Here is a 14,725-nt window from a genome sequence, read left to right on the forward strand (position 1 = left end):
TTACGACTGCTGCGCAGCCGGACGCAGGCTACGCCAGCTGCTACAGATTGCGTTGTGGCTTAACTGATCGGCATTAGCCAGCTAGCCTGGCGTTTTTTATGCGAACAGGAATTGCAAGAGACTGCAGTAGTTGAGGTGCTGCGAGGACGGTGGCGAGGGGGCGAGCCCCCTTGCCACAGAGGGTTAGCCGATGCTGATCGCGGGCAGCGTGGTCAAGGTCACGCTCTGTTGCTTGCGTGGCGCGAGGATTTCCGCCTCGCCATCCACCACCAGTTCATCGCGCTGGTTGAACACGCGAGTGGCGATGCGCACGCGAAACTTCGGCAGTTTTTCCAGTATTTCCAGGCGCACGGTCAGGGTATCGCCGATCTTCACCGGTTTCTGAAAGCTCATTTGCTGGCCGATGTAGATGGTCCCCGGGCCAGGCAATTCGCAGGCGACCGCCGCGCTGATCAACGCGCCGCTGAACATGCCGTGGGCGATGCGCTCCTTGAACATGGTGCTGGCGGCGTATTCGGCATCCAGGTGTACCGGGTTGTGGTCGCCGGACATCGCAGCGAACAACTGGATGTCGCGCTCTTCGACCGTCTTGCTGAAACTGGCGGTCTGGCCGACTTCGAGGGCTTCGTAAGGGGTGTTGGTAACCTGGGTCATCTGTCTCAATTCCTGTGACGAATTAAAAAATTCACAAAAAAACTATTCGGACCGGTGCGGCCGAGGAGCGCTCAAGGCCTGTGCGATCCAGTTCAGCACATCGGCGATGATTTCATCGCGGTTGCTCTCATTGAACAGTTCGTGCCGCGCCTGCGGGTAAACGGTCAGTTGCAGGTGCTGGTTGCCGGCCGCTCGCAGCGCGTCGGCCAGATTCTTGAGACGTTTGCCTTCGCTCACCGGATCACATTCGCCGCCAATCACCAGCAGCGGCAGGCCCGGGTCGATCTGGGCGAGATTGGACGCTTTGCTGATTTGCTGCAAGCCGCCGAGCAAATCGATCCACAGTTGATTGGTGCAACGAAAACCGCAAAGCGGGTCGTTGACGTACAGATCGACCTGAGCCGGATCACGGCTGAGCCAGTCGAATGGGGTGCGTGCCGGTTTGAATTTGTTGTTGAACGAGCCGAACGACAGCCATTCGATTAATGCGCTGCGTCCTTTGCGGCCCTGGCGCAGGCGTTCGAAGCGGGCGATTTGCCGCGCCGCGCGATAAAGCGCCACGGGCTGGAAGTTCGAGCCGCTGAGGATTGCCCCGTGCAGGCTGGCACTGTGGTGCAGCAGATAGGCCTGGGCGATATAACTGCCCATGCTGTGACCAAGCAGCACGATCGGGATGCCAGAGTGCTGCTGGCCGATGTGCTGGTTGAGGCTGGCCAGGTCGCTCACGACCTTGCACCAGCCATCGTCATCGGCGAAATGCCCGAGTGTCCCGTTTTCGGCAGTTTTGCCATGTCCACGCAGGTCCGGCGCGCACACGCCATAGCCCTGGTCACAGAGCTTTTGCGCCAGGGGGCCATAGCGGCCGCTGTGTTCGGCCATGCCGTGGGCCAGCAGAATCATTGCCTTGAGGCTGCCGTCGGGAAGCCACTGGTTGACGAAGAGGCGGCTGTGGTCGCTCGTGGTCAGCCAGAAAGTGTCATGGATCATGGCGGTTCCTTTGCATGAGGCTGCTTGGTCTGAAACAGCTCGTTGCAGTTTATAGCGCATCCTTGGCTGGGCGTCTGATCAGCCTACGCCACGGCGAGAAGATTCATACGGTCAATGACGGCCGTGGGCATATTTGCCTGCTACGTCATAACTGCTAGTGTCCGTGAAGCTCCGCTTTTTGCATTTTTTTTGAAAAGTGACAGAAAAGTGGCCCCGGATAGATTCAGGTAAAGAGGACAAAAACAATGCAACCTGATTTCTGGAATGACAAACGCCCGGCCGGCGTACCCCTGGACATCGATCTGGGAACCTACAAGTCGGTAATCGAGGTGTTCGAGCGTTCCTGCAAGAAGTTTGCTGACCGCCCTGCGTTCAGCAACATGGGCGTGACCCTGACTTACGCCGAACTGGAGCGCCAGAGCGCTGCCTTCGCCGGCTACCTGCAAGCCCACACCGACCTGGTGCCCGGTGACCGCATCGCGGTGCAGATGCCCAACGTCCTGCATTACCCCATTGCCGTGTTCGGCGCCTTGCGCGCCGGGTTGATCGTGGTCAACACCAACCCGCTGTACACCGCGCGGGAAATGCGCCACCAGTTCAAGGACTCCGGTGCCCGGGCGCTGGTGTACCTGAACATGTTCGGCCAGAAAGTCCAGGAAGTACTCCCCGACACCGATATCCAGTACCTGATCGAAGCGAAGATGGGCGACCTGATGCCCACCGCCAAGGGCTGGCTGGTCAACACTGTGGTGAGCAAGGTCAAGAAGATGGTCCCGGACTATTCCTTGCCCCAGGCCGTTTCCTTCAAGAGCGCACTGCGCATGGGCCGTGGCCTGGGTATCAAGCCGCTGAAGGTCGGCCTCGACGACATCGCCGTACTGCAATACACCGGCGGCACCACGGGCCTGGCCAAGGGCGCGATGCTGACCCACGGCAACCTGGTGGCGAACATGCAGCAAGCGCGGGCTTGTCTCAGTCAGCATGGAAGTGACGGCCAGCCGTTGTTGCGCGAAGGCCAGGAGGTGATGATCGCGCCGCTGCCGCTGTACCACATCTATGCCTTCACCGCGAATTGCATGTGCATGATGGTGACGGGCAACCACAACGTGCTGATCACCAATCCACGGGACATCGCCGGCTTCATCAAGGAGCTGAAGAACTGGCGGTTCTCGGCGTTGCTGGGGCTCAACACGCTGTTCGTCGCGCTGATGGATCACCCGGACTTCAAGACCCTGGACTTCTCCAGCCTCAAGCTCACCAACTCCGGCGGCACTGCGCTGGTCAAGGCCACCGCCGAGCGTTGGGAGCAACTGACCGGTTGTCGCATCACCGAAGGTTACGGCCTGACCGAAACTTCGCCGGTGGCCTGCACCAACCCCTATGGCGACCAGTCGCGGATCGGCACGGTCGGCTTGCCGGTGCCGGGCACCACGCTGAAAGTCATCAGCGATGACGGCGTCGAGCAACCTTTGGGCGAGCGCGGCGAGTTGTGCATCAAGGGCCCGCAAATCATGAAGGGCTACTGGCAGAAACCCGAGGCCACGGCCGAGGTGCTGGATGCCGAGGGCTGGTTCAAGTCCGGTGATATTGCGGTGATCGACCCGGACGGTTTCGTGCGTATCGTTGACCGCAAGAAGGACATGATCATTGTCTCGGGCTTCAACGTGTACCCGAACGAGATCGAAGACGTCGTGATGGCTCACCCGAACGTCGCCAACTGTGCGGTCATCGGTGTGCCCGACGAGCGGTCGGGGGAGGCGGTGAAGCTGTTCGTGGTGGCCCGTGAAGCAGGGGTCAGCCTTGAAGAGCTGAAGGCTTACTGCAAGGAGAACTTCACGGCGTACAAAGTACCGAAGCACATCGTGCTGCGTGAGTCGCTGCCGATGACGCCGGTGGGCAAGATCCTGCGGCGGGAGTTGCGTGATATTGCCTGATGGGTGAATGGCCGCGCTTCGCGCGGATCGCGGGCAAGCCACGCTCCCACAGGTTCACTGTTGTGCACACACATTGTGTACGACGCGAGCCTTGTGGGAGCGGGCTTGCCCGCGATGCTTTTCGGCGTACGCTAGAGCCCCGAATTCCGTGGCTTTCAGGACGTTATAGGTTTTTTGCTCTAAAATGACTGCTTGCAAGTCTTGAGTCACAATTGTGACCGTAGAGGCCGTTTTTGGCTCTGGTCGACCCTTGGCAAAGCTGCTACTCTCGGCGCGCTTTGTGACTTCTCGGCCTTCTATCAGCCAGATTCACCAATGACCAAACACCAATAATAATCGCATCAAATGCGGTGCTGAATTCGCGTTGCTGAGGAGTGGGCTTCCATGATCGAAGACTTTTGGAAGGATAAGTACCCAGCTGGAATTGCTGCCGACATCAATCCAGACGAGTATCCGAATATTCAGGCAGTGTTGAAGCAATCCTGCCAACGCTTCGCCAACAAGCCGGCATTCAGCAACCTGGGCAAGACACTCACCTACGGTGAACTGTACGAATTGTCCGGTGCGTTTGCCGCTTACCTGCAACAGCATACCGATTTGCAGCCGGGCGATCGAATCGCCGTGCAACTGCCCAACGTGTTGCAGTACCCGGTAGCCGTCTTCGGTGCAATCCGCGCCGGGCTGATCGTGGTCAACACCAACCCGCTCTACACCGCGCGGGAAATGGAACACCAATTCAACGACTCCGGTGCCAAGGCCCTGGTCTGCCTGGCCAACATGGCTCACCTGGCGGAAACCGTGGTACCGAAAACCGGCGTCAAGCACGTGATCGTCACCGAAGTCGCCGACCTGCTGCCGCCGCTCAAGCGCCTGCTGATCAACAGCGTCATCAAGTACGTGAAGAAGATGGTGCCGGCCTATCACTTGCCAAAAGCCGTCAAGTTCAATGACGTGCTGAGCAAAGGCATGGGCCAGCCAGTGGCGGAAGCCAGTCCGGCCAGCGGTGATGTTGCAGTGCTGCAATACACCGGTGGCACCACCGGCGTGGCCAAGGGCGCGATGCTGACCCACCGCAACCTGGTGGCGAACATGCTGCAGTGCAAGGCGCTGATGGGTTCCAACCTCAATGAGGGTTGCGAGATCCTGATCACCCCGCTGCCGCTGTACCACATCTATGCCTTCACCTTTCATTGCATGGCGATGATGCTGATCGGCAACCACAACATCCTGATCAGTAACCCGCGTGACCTGCCGGCGATGGTCAAGGAACTGTCGAAGTGGAAGTTCAGCGGCTTTGTCGGTTTGAATACTCTGTTCGTGGCGCTGTGCAACAACGAAGGCTTCCGCAAACTGGATTTCTCCGCGCTGAAAGTCACCTTGTCGGGCGGCATGGCCCTGCAACTGGCCGCGGCCGAACGCTGGAAAGCGGTGACCGGTTGCGCAATCTGCGAAGGTTACGGCATGACCGAAACCAGCCCGGTGGCGACGGTCAACCCGATCCAGAATATCCAGGTCGGTACCATCGGCATTCCGGTGCCATCGACCCTGTGCAAAGTGATCAACGATGCCGGTGTCGAACAGCCGATGGGCGAAATCGGCGAACTGTGCGTGAAGGGCCCGCAAGTCATGAAGGGTTACTGGCAACGCCTGGAAGCCACGGATGAAATCCTCGACAGCGAAGGCTGGTTGAAGACCGGTGACATCGCGCTGATCCAGCCAGATGGCTACATGCGCATTGTCGATCGCAAGAAAGACATGATCCTGGTCTCCGGTTTCAACGTGTACCCGAACGAACTCGAAGACGTGCTGGCTACCCTGCCGGGCGTGCTGCAATGCGCGGCCATCGGTGTACCGGACGAGAAGTCGGGCGAGGCGATCAAGATTTTCATCGTCGCCAAGCCGGGCGTGACCCTGACCAAGGAACAGGTGATGGAGCATATGCGCGCCAACGTCACCGGCTACAAGGTTCCGCGTTCCGTGGAGTTCCGCGATGCACTGCCGACCACCAACGTCGGCAAGATCCTGCGTCGTGAATTGCGCGATGAAGAGTTGAAGAAGATCAACGCGAAGAAAGCCACCGCGTAATCAGCAAAAAGCCCCGCAGATGCGGGGCTTTTTTTGTTTGTCTGAATGCTCGGTGGTGCCTGTCAGACCGCTTTCGCGAGCAAGCCCGCTCCCACATTTAACCGGGTTCCTCCAGGAGGAATGCGATCAAATGTGGGAGCGAGCTTGCTCGCGATGGTCGTTAACGATAACGCGTGTTTACTGGTTAAACGCAGCGCTCTTGAATCCATCGTCGGAACGCCGCCCGGAGCAAGCTCGCTCCTACAGGCGAAACGGCGCGAAGTTGACGTTGGTGCCCGCCGGACGCATGTCCTGCAGGAAGGAGTCCTTGTCGGCGCTCAGTTCCAGGCTCAATGCCGCCTTGCGCTTGCCTTCATTGCGCACCACCAGGCCTTCGAGCTTCTCGCGCAGGAACACAGTCGGCACTTTCAGGTGCAACAACTCATCGGTGTCCGGCGTGTGCATCAGCAGGTGAATCCACTCGTACTGACCGATTGCAAGGCGCGTCACCGGGAGGTCGAACCACCAGATGTTGCGGTTACGGTTCAGTTCGGCGAAGTGGCAGTTGTTGACGCCAAGCACAGCACCGCCGAGTTCCTGGTTTCTGCGGGCAATGGCCTGCTTTTTATCGAGTTTCATAACGTTCCTACGGGATTGGATCTTCAGCGCCAAGGCCTGAATGTGTTGCGCATTCTCAGGGGTTGGCCCGCAAACATAAAGCGCAACCTGCACTGAACGATGAAATGTCGTGGTGAAATAAATGAAACACCCTGCAAAAGCCCTCGGTCAACCTTGTGTATCGGCTTTCCTGAATTGAAATGTCTTTAATGAAAAGAAGATGCGGGCATCTTCAGATGGCCGTTTTTGTGTCAGCCTGAACTTGCACGTTGAATTTGTTTCAAAGTCGCCAACTGGGCTACCTTGATGAAAGAAAACAGCCCCTGAGTCGCCACGACTTCAACCCAAATCCGTATGCGGCGAATGGAGACGCGAATGATTTTTCCGGACATGAGAGGCTTGCCCCTGCACCGTGTGATGATGCGCACGGTCACCGAGTTCATCGCCGACGAGATGTCGACCTATGCCTCGGCGCTGGCCTATCAAATGCTGTTTTCGCTGTTTCCGTTCATCCTGTTCCTGATTGCCCTGATCGGCTTCCTGCATCTGCCCGACTTCTTCTCCTGGCTGCGCCTGCAATCGGAACTCGTATTGCCGCCCCAGGCGCTGGAACAGGTGAACCCGGTGATCGACCAGCTTCAGCAGTCCAAGGGGGGGCTGCTGTCAGTGGGTATCGTGATTGCGCTGTATACCGCCTCCGCCGGCGTGCGGCTGATGATGAGCGCGATGAACGCCGCCTACGACGTGGTAGAAGGGCGCCCATTGTGGAAACGCTTTCCGTTGTCGATCATCTACACCGTTGGCATTGCCGGCATGCTGCTGATCGCCGCGGCACTGATGGTGCTCGGGCCGCAGGTGATGGAGTGGATCGCTGCGCAAGTCGGCCTTGAGTACTTTATCGTCACCCTCTGGACCATCGCGCGCTGGCCGGTGATCGTGATTCTGATGATGGTCGCGGTGGCGTTGATCTACTACGTCATGCCCGACGTCAAACAGGAGTTTCGCTTCATCACCCCAGGCTCGGTGCTGGCGGTGGTCGTGTGGATCATCGCCTCCCTGGGCTTCGGTTTGTACGTCAAGGAGTTCGCCAACTACAACGCCATGTATGGCAGTATCGGTGCGATCATCGTGCTGTTGCTGTACTTCTACATTTCCGCCGCGGTGCTGCTGCTGGGCGCGGAAATGAATGCCGTGATCGAGCACATGTCACGAGAGGGCAAGGACCCTGGTGAAAAAGTGGCTGGCGAGCATGGTCCCGTCCATGAGGAAAAGCACCACGTGTCGGGGTTGGGCCGCGATCACTCACACAAACCGACCATTGATGAAACCTGATCATGATTCGTGAAATTCTGAAAATGGGCGATGAGCGCCTGCTGCGCATTGCCCCGCCCGTGCCGGCCGAGATGTTCGACAGCCCCGAACTGTGGCAACTGATCGATGACATGTTCCAGACCATGGAAAGCGTGGGGGGCGTTGGCCTGGCCGCTCCGCAGATCGGCGTCGACCTGCAATTGGTGATCTTCGGCTTCGAGCACAGCGAGCGTTATCCGGATGCCGAGGCTGTGCCGCAGACGATCCTGATCAACCCGTTGATTACGCCGCTGAGCCCGATCCTGGAAGAGGGCTTCGAAGGCTGTTTGTCCGTGCCTGGCCTGCGTGGCGCGGTGCAGCGTTACCAGCAGATTCACTACGAAGGCGTCGACCCCAAGGGTGAACCCATCGTGCGTTTTGCTTCGGGGTTTCATGCGCGGGTGGTGCAGCATGAGTGTGATCACCTGATCGGCCGCCTGTACCCGTCGCGCATTACCGACTTCAGCAAGTTCGGCTTCACCGAGGTGATGTTCCCGGATCTGGATCCCAACGCCGACGACTAAAGCCACCGCAAAACCCTGTGGGAGCGGCGGTGCGACGATTCGACTTGCTCGCGAAAGCGGTGTGTCAGTCTCCATCAGTTTTGACTGTTAAACCGCCTTCGCGAGCAAGCCCGCTCCCACATTGGATCTCCATCAGGTTTTATTGAGCCAGTTGGCCTGGCGCCAGCCCCATCGCAATCATCGGCTTGCTGCGCGCATAACGGCTCAACCGTTCAACCATCGCGTAAGGCATCGGCGGATCGAACGTAAACCCGCGTCGCTCATAAAACCCTCGCAAGTCCGGATGACAGAACAACCACACCGGCAGTTGGCAATCCTTCACCGCGGCCGCGATCAACCCGGCGGCAATCCCTTGTTCGCGACACCCAGGGTCGACAAACAACCCGGTCAGCCAATGCCCGCCGGACACCGGGCGCAAACACAGCGCGGCAACAATCTGGTCGCGCCGGGCCACCCACAGCTGTGCCTCGCGCACGGCTTTCATCGACGATTGGTGAGCGCGGTAGAATTTGTTCATCAATGGCCATAACGGTTCGTCGAGCAGGGCGTATTGGGTATCGGGCATGGTCTCGGACTGTCGGTGTGCAAGCGGGCGATTATAAAAGAACACGCGCGCCGGGATAGGTGTATACCTGATCTCACATCCCCATGAGAGGAGTACGCGTCATGTCCAAAGGTATGGATTCAAAGAAAGCGGCGAAAAAGAAACCAGTGAAAACCGCCATTGAAAAGCGCGCGGACAAGAAGGCCAAGAAGGTCGGCGTGTTCGGTCACTGATCCAGCGTTGATTGGTCGCTCCCATGCAACATGGGAGCGATCCTCCTGAAAATAATCTGCAAGATTTCCCAAGGTCATTGCACAGAAGGGGACTGGTCCCCGATCTGAGCAACGCCATGCCCCATTACTTTGATAGCGCCCACCAACAAGAAATCGAAACCCTGCGCCGACGCTTCACCGCGCGCACCGAATGGCCGACCTGGTTGCTGCTGATCGGTGTGTATGGCGGCTGGTTTGGCATCGTGTTGGCCAGCCATCGACTGGGTTTGTGGTGGAGCACGCTGTTGCTGATTCCATTGTTGGTGCTGTGGTTATCCGTGCAACACGAACTGCTGCACGGTCATCCCACGCGCTGGCCAACCCTGAACAAAATCCTGGGCTACGCGCCGTTTGCCGTCTGGTATCCGTACACCTTGTACCGCGATAGCCATTTGCTGCATCACCGCGACGAGGACCTGACCATCCCCGGTCGCGATCCGGAAAGCCGTTACCTGAGCGCGGGGCAATGGCAGGACAGCTCGGCGCTGGTGCGTAGCCTGCACTGGCTGAACAAAACCGTGCTCGGTCGCTTTACCCTGGGGGCACCGCTGGCCTTGCTGGCATTGGCCCGTGAAGAGCTGCAACGCCTGAGAACAGGTGAACGACAGGCTTGGCTGATGTGGTTGAGTCACGGCTTGATGACTGGGTTGATGTTGCTGTTTATCGCAAGCTTCAGTGTATTGCCGGTTTGGCATTACCTGTTTTTGATCAGTGTGCCGGCGCTGTCGATCGCCATGATTCGCTCCTACTATGAACATCGACCTCATGCGGCGCCGGAGCAGCGTACCGTGCTCAATGAAGCGGCCTGGCCGTGGCGCTGGCTGTTCCTGAACCTCAATTTTCATCTGGTGCATCATGAGTTGCCGGGGGTGCCCTGGTACGACTTGCCCCGCGCCTATCAGACCCGCCGCGAGCAATGGCTGGCGCGTAGCGGTGGATTCCTGGTGCAGGGTTATGGGCAGCTGTGGCGTGAACATGGAGTGAAGGCCATCGACAGCCCGAGGCATCCGTTTCACTGATGCATAGTTCACCTCCAAATCCTGTGGGAGCGGGCTTGCTCGCGAATGCGGTGTGTCATTCAACATTGATGTTGGCAGAGACGACGCCTTCGCGAGCAAGCCCGCTCCCACAGGGGATTTTCGTTACACGGGACTATTTCGATGACCCAACACATCGCCGAATTGCTGATGTACACCGCCCCCGAACCCATTCATCAGGCCAACGAACGCTGGCTGGCGCGAATCCTCGAGTATCTGGGCGAAACCCGCGGCGATGCCGAAGGCCTGTCACTGATGGATATTTGGTTGTCGCCGCATTTGCTGCTCACCCAAACCTGCGGTTATCCGCTGATGACAGCCTTGCGCGGCAAGGTTAGGGTGCTGGGGCGGCCGCGTTACGAGCTGCCGGACAGCAGTGGCGGCGATCACTGCAGCCTGATCCTGGGCCGCGTCGATGATCGGCGACAGACCTTGGCGGATTTTCGCCACAGCCGAGGGGTGATCAATGGCCATGACTCCAACAGCGGCATGAATTTGCTGCGCCATCGGTTGGCACCATTGCAACGTGACGGGCAGTTTTTTGCGCAGGTCGGAATCAGCGGTAGCCATCGAGAAAGCCTGCGCTGGCTGCGCGAAGGCCTTGCTGATCTGACGGCCATCGACAGCGTGACCTTTGCCTATCTGGCGCGCCATGCCGCAGAGGAAGTGGCCGGTTTGCGCGTGATAGCTCGCAGTGCATTGAGTCCGACGTTGCCCTACATCACGGCAGCCACCGTCAGCGATCAGCAGGCTGAAGGGCTATTACAGGCGATGAATCAGGCGTTGCGCGAATTGCCTGACGTCGCCGAAATCCTCGGGTTGCCAGAGGTGCTGCCGGCTAGCGAAAGCGACTATCAGGTTGTGCTCGACTACCAGCGTGAGGCCGAGATGCTGGGGTATGGAGATTTGCGATAGGGCGCAAATGTTGGGTCGACAGGTCCATTTTTCGCGGGCAAGCCACGCTCCCACAGGTACACCGAAACCCTGTGGGAGCGGGCTTGCCCGCGATGACGGACTGTCAGGCGCAAGTGATCTTTAATTCTTTATAAGAATATAAAAATAAGTTTTAAGTATTATTAATGAATAAGGCTCCTTGCTAGGATTCGCCTCACCGGACCACCGGACATTCAGCGACCCCTAACCCAGGAGCCCCTATGTCCGGCGCCGATATTCTTCATCGCAAATACGTGGACGGATTGTTCCGCGCCCACTACCACTGGCTCTGCACACGCCTGCGTCAGTCCCTGAAAGATGCCTCCACTGTCGAAGACATTGCCGGCGAAACCTTCGTGCAACTGCTCCAGGCCCCAGGCCTGACGGCTATCCGTGAACCCCGTGCCTTGCTCACCACCATCGCCCGGCGCCTGCTCTATCAGCGTTGGCGTCGGGGTGACCTGGAGCGCCAGTACCTTCAGCAACTGCAACAGGTCGAGCCGATCCACGCCCAATCGCCGGAGGCACTGGCGCAGTTGTCCCAGACCCTGACCTGTGTGGAGCGCAGTCTTCAGCGGTTGCCCGGCAAAGTCCGCTCGACCTTCCTGCTGTCGCGGATCGACGGCCTGACTTATCCGCAAATTGCCGCTGCGCTGGGCATCTCCCTGCGTTCAGTCAGCGACTACATGGCCCGTTCCCAGGCCCTGTGCGACCGGCACAGCGCCAACCAATCCCTGAACCGTCCCCTCCAGAACAAGAGGTCCGCATGAGATCGATCAAAACCCTGCTCGGCAGTTCGCTACTAGCCCTGAGCCTGTTGTCCCACCCGGCATTGGCCACGGAAAAAGCGGCACCTATCCACTTTGGCGACATCACTTGGGAAAGCGGCAGCCTCATCACCGAAATCCTGCGCCTGATCGTTGAAAAAGGTTACGGCTACCCGACCGACACGCTACCGGGCAGCACCGTCAGCCTTGAAGCAGCGTTGGCAAAAAACGATATCCAGGTCATCGGTGAAGAGTGGGCCGGACGCAGCCCTGCCTGGGTCAAGGCGGCGGCGGAGGGTAAGGTGTTCGGCCTCGGCGATACGGTCAAAGGCGCCACTGAAGGTTGGTGGGTGCCGGAGTACGTGATCAAGGGCGACCCCGAGCGCGGCATCAAGCCCTTGGCTCCTGAATTGAAATCCGTTGCTGACCTGGCGAAATACAAGGACGTGTTCCGCGACCCTGAAGACCCGAGCCGCGGACGCTTCCTCAACAGCCCGACCGGCTGGACCTCGGAGATCGTCAACAGCCAGAAACTCAAGGCCTACGACCTGACCGAAAGCTTCGTCAATTTCCGCACCGGTTCCGGCGCGGCGCTGGATGCAGAGGTGGCGTCGTCGATCCGCCGTGGCAAACCGGTGCTGTTCTACTACTGGTCGCCGACGCCACTGCTGGGGCGCTTCAAACTGGTGAAACTCGACGAGCCGCCGTTCGACGCCGAAGCCTGGAAAACTCTGGCCGACGTCAACAATCCAAACCCCAAAGGCACGCGCTCGATGCCTGCCAGCCTGGCTATCGGCGTGTCGGCACCGTTCAAGGTGCAATATCCGGAGCTGGTGACGTTCTTCGAAAAAGTTGATTTGCCGATTGATTTGCTGAACCAGACCTTGGGCCAGATGAGCGAAAAACGGCAAAAACCCCGGGAAGTCGCCGAAGCGTTTTTGCGTGATCAGCCGCAGGTCTGGAAGGGCTGGGTGCCGGGGGAGGTGGCTAGCAAGGTGAGTGCGAGCTTGTAGTACTGTCTGAAGTTTCTGCGGTGGGTGAACTGCCGTCTTCGTCGGAACGCCGCCCGGAGCAAGCCCGCTCCCACATTGGGTCTGTTGTGTCCACAAATCCTGTGGTCAACAAAGATCCCCTGTGGGAGCGGGCTTGCTCGCGAATGGTCTACAGTCTTACGCCAATTCGGCAGCCAACGCCGCTTTCACCGCCAGCCGCTGAATCGATTTTGTCCTCAATGCTGGCATACTAGTGGCCTTGCAAACCCAAGGTTGCTGTCTATGATCAGCTGTAACTAACTATGTCGACCGTGATGGGGTGGTCGAAGTCTTGGCGAAAGAGTGCGCAATCGAAGGCGCCGACACTTGATGACAGGGAGCCGTGCGCTAAATGGACTTTGATTCGAATCTGTTAGGGCTGGTCCGCATGCGGGCTATCAAGAGAAGGATGTCTTGATGAGAGTGCCAATTTAGGACCCTCCGATTGATCATCATTTATCACCTGACGAGTCCTTCTTTTTGGAGGGATGCGTGTGCCTGTTCCATGGAACGTAGTGGTGGATGTGAAAGACCTGCAACTTTCATCAATCAAAAAACCGCGCTGAAGGTGATACAACAATGTTCAACCTACATCACAAGGCTGACCTGCTGGAAATCGAACGCTTCAGCTGTGCGCTGACTGAGGCCAACGCCAAGTTGGCGGCGATCAGTCGTTCGATGGCGATGATTGAATTCACCCCCGACGGCATCGTCATCGATGCCAACGAAAACTTTTGCAATGCCATGGGCTACAGCGCCGACGACGTGCGCGGCAAGCATCACCGGGTCTTTTGTGAAGAACAGTATTACCGCAGCGACGAGTACACCAGGTTGTGGCGTGACCTGGCGCGGGGCGAGCCGCTGAGCGGGACCTTTTTGCGCTTGCACAAAAGTGGCCGGGAGATCTGGCTCGAAGCCAGTTACATGCCGGTGCTGGGCCCCGACCGTCAGGTGAAAAGTGTGATCAAGGTGGCCACCGACATCACTGCCCGGGTCAACAGGGAACACGAAAACGAAAGCAGGCTCGCCGCGATCGGCCGCTCAATGGCCGTGATCGAATTCACGCCTGAAGGCAAGGTCATCAGCGCCAACGAGAACTTCCTGAAAACCATGCAGTACTCGCTAAACGAAGTGGTAGGGCAGCATCACAGCCTGTTCTGCCACCGTGCCGAAGCCGAGTCCCAGGGTTACCGCAATTTCTGGGCTTCGCTCAATCGCGGCGAATATCACTCCCATCGTTTCGAACGCAGGAACAAGCAGGGTCAGACGATATTCCTGGAAGCGTCCTACAACCCGTTGTTCGACGCCAAGGGGCGGTTGTACAAAGTGGTCAAGTTCGCCAGCGACATCACCCACCAGATGACCACCCTGCAAACCGCCGCAGAATCGGCCCACAGCACTTCGGTGCAAAACGACGTCTGTGCACGCAAGGGGTCCGAGGTGGTGCAGCAGACGGTGCAGATCATCCAGGACATTTCCCGGGACTTGAACGAGGCGGCACTGAGCATTGACGCCGTGAGCAAACAGTCCGACATCATCGGCACCATCGTGCAGACCATCCGCGGCATTGCCGATCAGACCAACCTGCTGGCGCTCAACGCGGCAATTGAAGCGGCGCGGGCCGGTGAGCACGGGCGCGGGTTTGCGGTAGTGGCCGATGAAGTGCGCAGCCTCGCGGCGCGTACCAGCCAGGCGACGCTGGAGATCGTCGAGGTGGTGCGCAAGAACCACGACTTGTCGCTGAGCGCGGTGTCGAGCATGCAATCGAGTCTGAGTCGTACCGGGCTCGGGGTTGAGTTGGCGAACGAGGCAGGGGAGGTGATCCTGGAAATCCAGCAGGGTTCGCGGCATGTGGTGGATGCGATCAGCCAGTTCAATTCGACGTTGCAACTGAACTAGTCGTGGCAAATGAAAAAGGGTCCCGGTAGAGGGTATCTGTAGCAGCTGCCGAGCCCGCGAGGCGGCGTTCGGCTGCGAAGCAGTCGTAAAATCAGTCATTGCGGTACGTCA

The 14,725-nt window shown here is 58.6% G+C and carries 12 protein-coding genes and 3 pseudogenes; 10 read left to right on the top strand and 5 right to left on the bottom strand.

Going from position 1 to position 14,725, the window contains the following annotated elements; genetic code table 11:
- Positions 1-183 precede the first annotated feature (183 nt).
- Positions 184-654, bottom strand: a complete 471-nt coding sequence (locus tag AC07W4_RS27260; protein ID WP_007995982.1) for a MaoC family dehydratase — start codon at positions 652-654, stop codon at positions 184-186.
- 42 nt (positions 655-696) lie between these two features.
- The gene (locus AC07W4_RS27265; protein ID WP_495034651.1) at positions 697-1,641 is read right to left on the bottom strand and encodes an alpha/beta hydrolase; all 945 of its coding nucleotides are present in this window, start codon (positions 1,639-1,641) and stop codon (positions 697-699) included.
- Between the two features lie 245 nt (positions 1,642-1,886).
- On the opposite strand from AC07W4_RS27265, the gene fadD2 reads away from it, so the two are divergent.
- Both fadD2 and fadD1 read left to right on the top strand, forming a co-directional pair.
- Positions 1,887-3,575: a long-chain-fatty-acid--CoA ligase FadD2 gene (gene fadD2, locus AC07W4_RS27270; RefSeq protein ID WP_495034652.1), complete on the top strand. Its 1,689-nt coding sequence runs from the start codon at positions 1,887-1,889 to the stop codon at positions 3,573-3,575.
- 384 nt (positions 3,576-3,959) lie between these two features.
- Positions 3,960-5,660 carry a long-chain-fatty-acid--CoA ligase FadD1 gene (gene fadD1 / locus AC07W4_RS27275; RefSeq protein WP_495034653.1) on the top strand — a complete coding sequence of 567 codons (1,701 nt, stop codon included), beginning with the start codon at positions 3,960-3,962 and terminating at the stop codon, positions 5,658-5,660.
- 240 nt (positions 5,661-5,900) lie between these two features.
- Here fadD1 and AC07W4_RS27280 read toward each other — a convergent pair whose 3' ends face one another.
- Entirely contained in the window at positions 5,901-6,278 is a 378-nt protein-coding gene (locus AC07W4_RS27280) for a hypothetical protein (protein ID WP_046042266.1), read from the bottom strand.
- Between the two features lie 354 nt (positions 6,279-6,632).
- On the opposite strand from AC07W4_RS27280, the gene AC07W4_RS27285 reads away from it, so the two are divergent.
- The gene (locus AC07W4_RS27285) at positions 6,633-7,589 is read left to right on the top strand and encodes a YihY/virulence factor BrkB family protein (RefSeq protein WP_008054263.1); all 957 of its coding nucleotides are present in this window, start codon (positions 6,633-6,635) and stop codon (positions 7,587-7,589) included.
- 2 nt (positions 7,590-7,591) lie between these two features.
- Positions 7,592-8,131, top strand: a complete 540-nt coding sequence (def, locus tag AC07W4_RS27290) for a peptide deformylase (RefSeq protein WP_495034654.1) — start codon at positions 7,592-7,594, stop codon at positions 8,129-8,131.
- 139 nt (positions 8,132-8,270) lie between these two features.
- Here the strand turns inward: def and AC07W4_RS27295 are convergent, their stop codons facing one another.
- Entirely contained in the window at positions 8,271-8,696 is a 426-nt protein-coding gene (locus tag AC07W4_RS27295; RefSeq protein WP_495034655.1) for a GNAT family N-acetyltransferase, read from the bottom strand.
- Between the two features lie 328 nt (positions 8,697-9,024).
- On the opposite strand from AC07W4_RS27295, the gene AC07W4_RS27300 reads away from it, so the two are divergent.
- Entirely contained in the window at positions 9,025-9,966 is a 942-nt protein-coding gene (locus AC07W4_RS27300) for a fatty acid desaturase (RefSeq protein ID WP_495034656.1), read from the top strand.
- A gap of 21 nt (positions 9,967-9,987) precedes the next feature.
- Here the strand turns inward: AC07W4_RS27300 and AC07W4_RS27305 are convergent.
- Positions 9,988-10,077: pseudogene (locus tag AC07W4_RS27305) on the bottom strand (metal ABC transporter ATP-binding protein); the annotation flags it as partial.
- 30 nt (positions 10,078-10,107) lie between these two features.
- On the opposite strand from AC07W4_RS27305, the gene AC07W4_RS27310 reads away from it, so the two are divergent.
- From AC07W4_RS27310 to AC07W4_RS27330, 5 genes and pseudogenes are all read left to right on the top strand, one after another.
- Complete coding sequence (locus AC07W4_RS27310) at positions 10,108-10,899, top strand: phosphate/phosphite/phosphonate ABC transporter substrate-binding protein (RefSeq protein ID WP_495034657.1); 792 nt, start codon at positions 10,108-10,110, stop codon at positions 10,897-10,899.
- Positions 10,900-11,138: 239 nt separating this feature from the next.
- Positions 11,139-11,687: a sigma-70 family RNA polymerase sigma factor gene (locus AC07W4_RS27315; RefSeq protein WP_495034658.1), complete on the top strand. Its 549-nt coding sequence runs from the start codon at positions 11,139-11,141 to the stop codon at positions 11,685-11,687.
- The gene (locus tag AC07W4_RS27320; RefSeq protein ID WP_495034659.1) at positions 11,684-12,697 is read left to right on the top strand and encodes an ABC transporter substrate-binding protein; all 1,014 of its coding nucleotides are present in this window, start codon (positions 11,684-11,686) and stop codon (positions 12,695-12,697) included. The genes AC07W4_RS27315 and AC07W4_RS27320 overlap by 4 nt, the downstream gene beginning before the upstream one ends.
- Before the next feature lie 597 nt (positions 12,698-13,294).
- A pseudogene (locus tag AC07W4_RS27325) lies at positions 13,295-14,068 on the top strand (PAS domain-containing protein); the annotation flags it as partial.
- Positions 14,069-14,206: 138 nt separating this feature from the next.
- Positions 14,207-14,614: pseudogene (locus AC07W4_RS27330) on the top strand (methyl-accepting chemotaxis protein); the annotation flags it as partial.
- Positions 14,615-14,725: the final 111 nt, after the last annotated feature.

Source organism: Pseudomonas sp. GW821-FHT02A08, assembly GCF_059422045.1.

What these genes read in the sequence shown, in the direction of transcription:
- AC07W4_RS27260 (WP_007995982.1), bottom strand. Translation starts at nt 654, where the DNA reads ATGACCCAGGTTACCAACACCCCTTACGAAGCCCTCGAAGTCGGCCAG.
- AC07W4_RS27265 (WP_495034651.1), bottom strand. Translation starts at nt 1,641, where the DNA reads ATGATCCATGACACTTTCTGGCTGACCACGAGCGACCACAGCCGCCTC.
- fadD2 (WP_495034652.1), top strand. Translation starts at nt 1,887, where the DNA reads ATGCAACCTGATTTCTGGAATGACAAACGCCCGGCCGGCGTACCCCTG.
- fadD1 (WP_495034653.1), top strand. Translation starts at nt 3,960, where the DNA reads ATGATCGAAGACTTTTGGAAGGATAAGTACCCAGCTGGAATTGCTGCC.
- AC07W4_RS27280 (WP_046042266.1), bottom strand. Translation starts at nt 6,278, where the DNA reads ATGAAACTCGATAAAAAGCAGGCCATTGCCCGCAGAAACCAGGAACTC.
- AC07W4_RS27285 (WP_008054263.1), top strand. Translation starts at nt 6,633, where the DNA reads ATGATTTTTCCGGACATGAGAGGCTTGCCCCTGCACCGTGTGATGATG.
- def (WP_495034654.1), top strand. Translation starts at nt 7,592, where the DNA reads ATGATTCGTGAAATTCTGAAAATGGGCGATGAGCGCCTGCTGCGCATT.
- AC07W4_RS27295 (WP_495034655.1), bottom strand. Translation starts at nt 8,696, where the DNA reads ATGCCCGATACCCAATACGCCCTGCTCGACGAACCGTTATGGCCATTG.
- AC07W4_RS27300 (WP_495034656.1), top strand. Translation starts at nt 9,025, where the DNA reads ATGCCCCATTACTTTGATAGCGCCCACCAACAAGAAATCGAAACCCTG.
- AC07W4_RS27310 (WP_495034657.1), top strand. Translation starts at nt 10,108, where the DNA reads ATGACCCAACACATCGCCGAATTGCTGATGTACACCGCCCCCGAACCC.
- AC07W4_RS27315 (WP_495034658.1), top strand. Translation starts at nt 11,139, where the DNA reads ATGTCCGGCGCCGATATTCTTCATCGCAAATACGTGGACGGATTGTTC.
- AC07W4_RS27320 (WP_495034659.1), top strand. Translation starts at nt 11,684, where the DNA reads ATGAGATCGATCAAAACCCTGCTCGGCAGTTCGCTACTAGCCCTGAGC.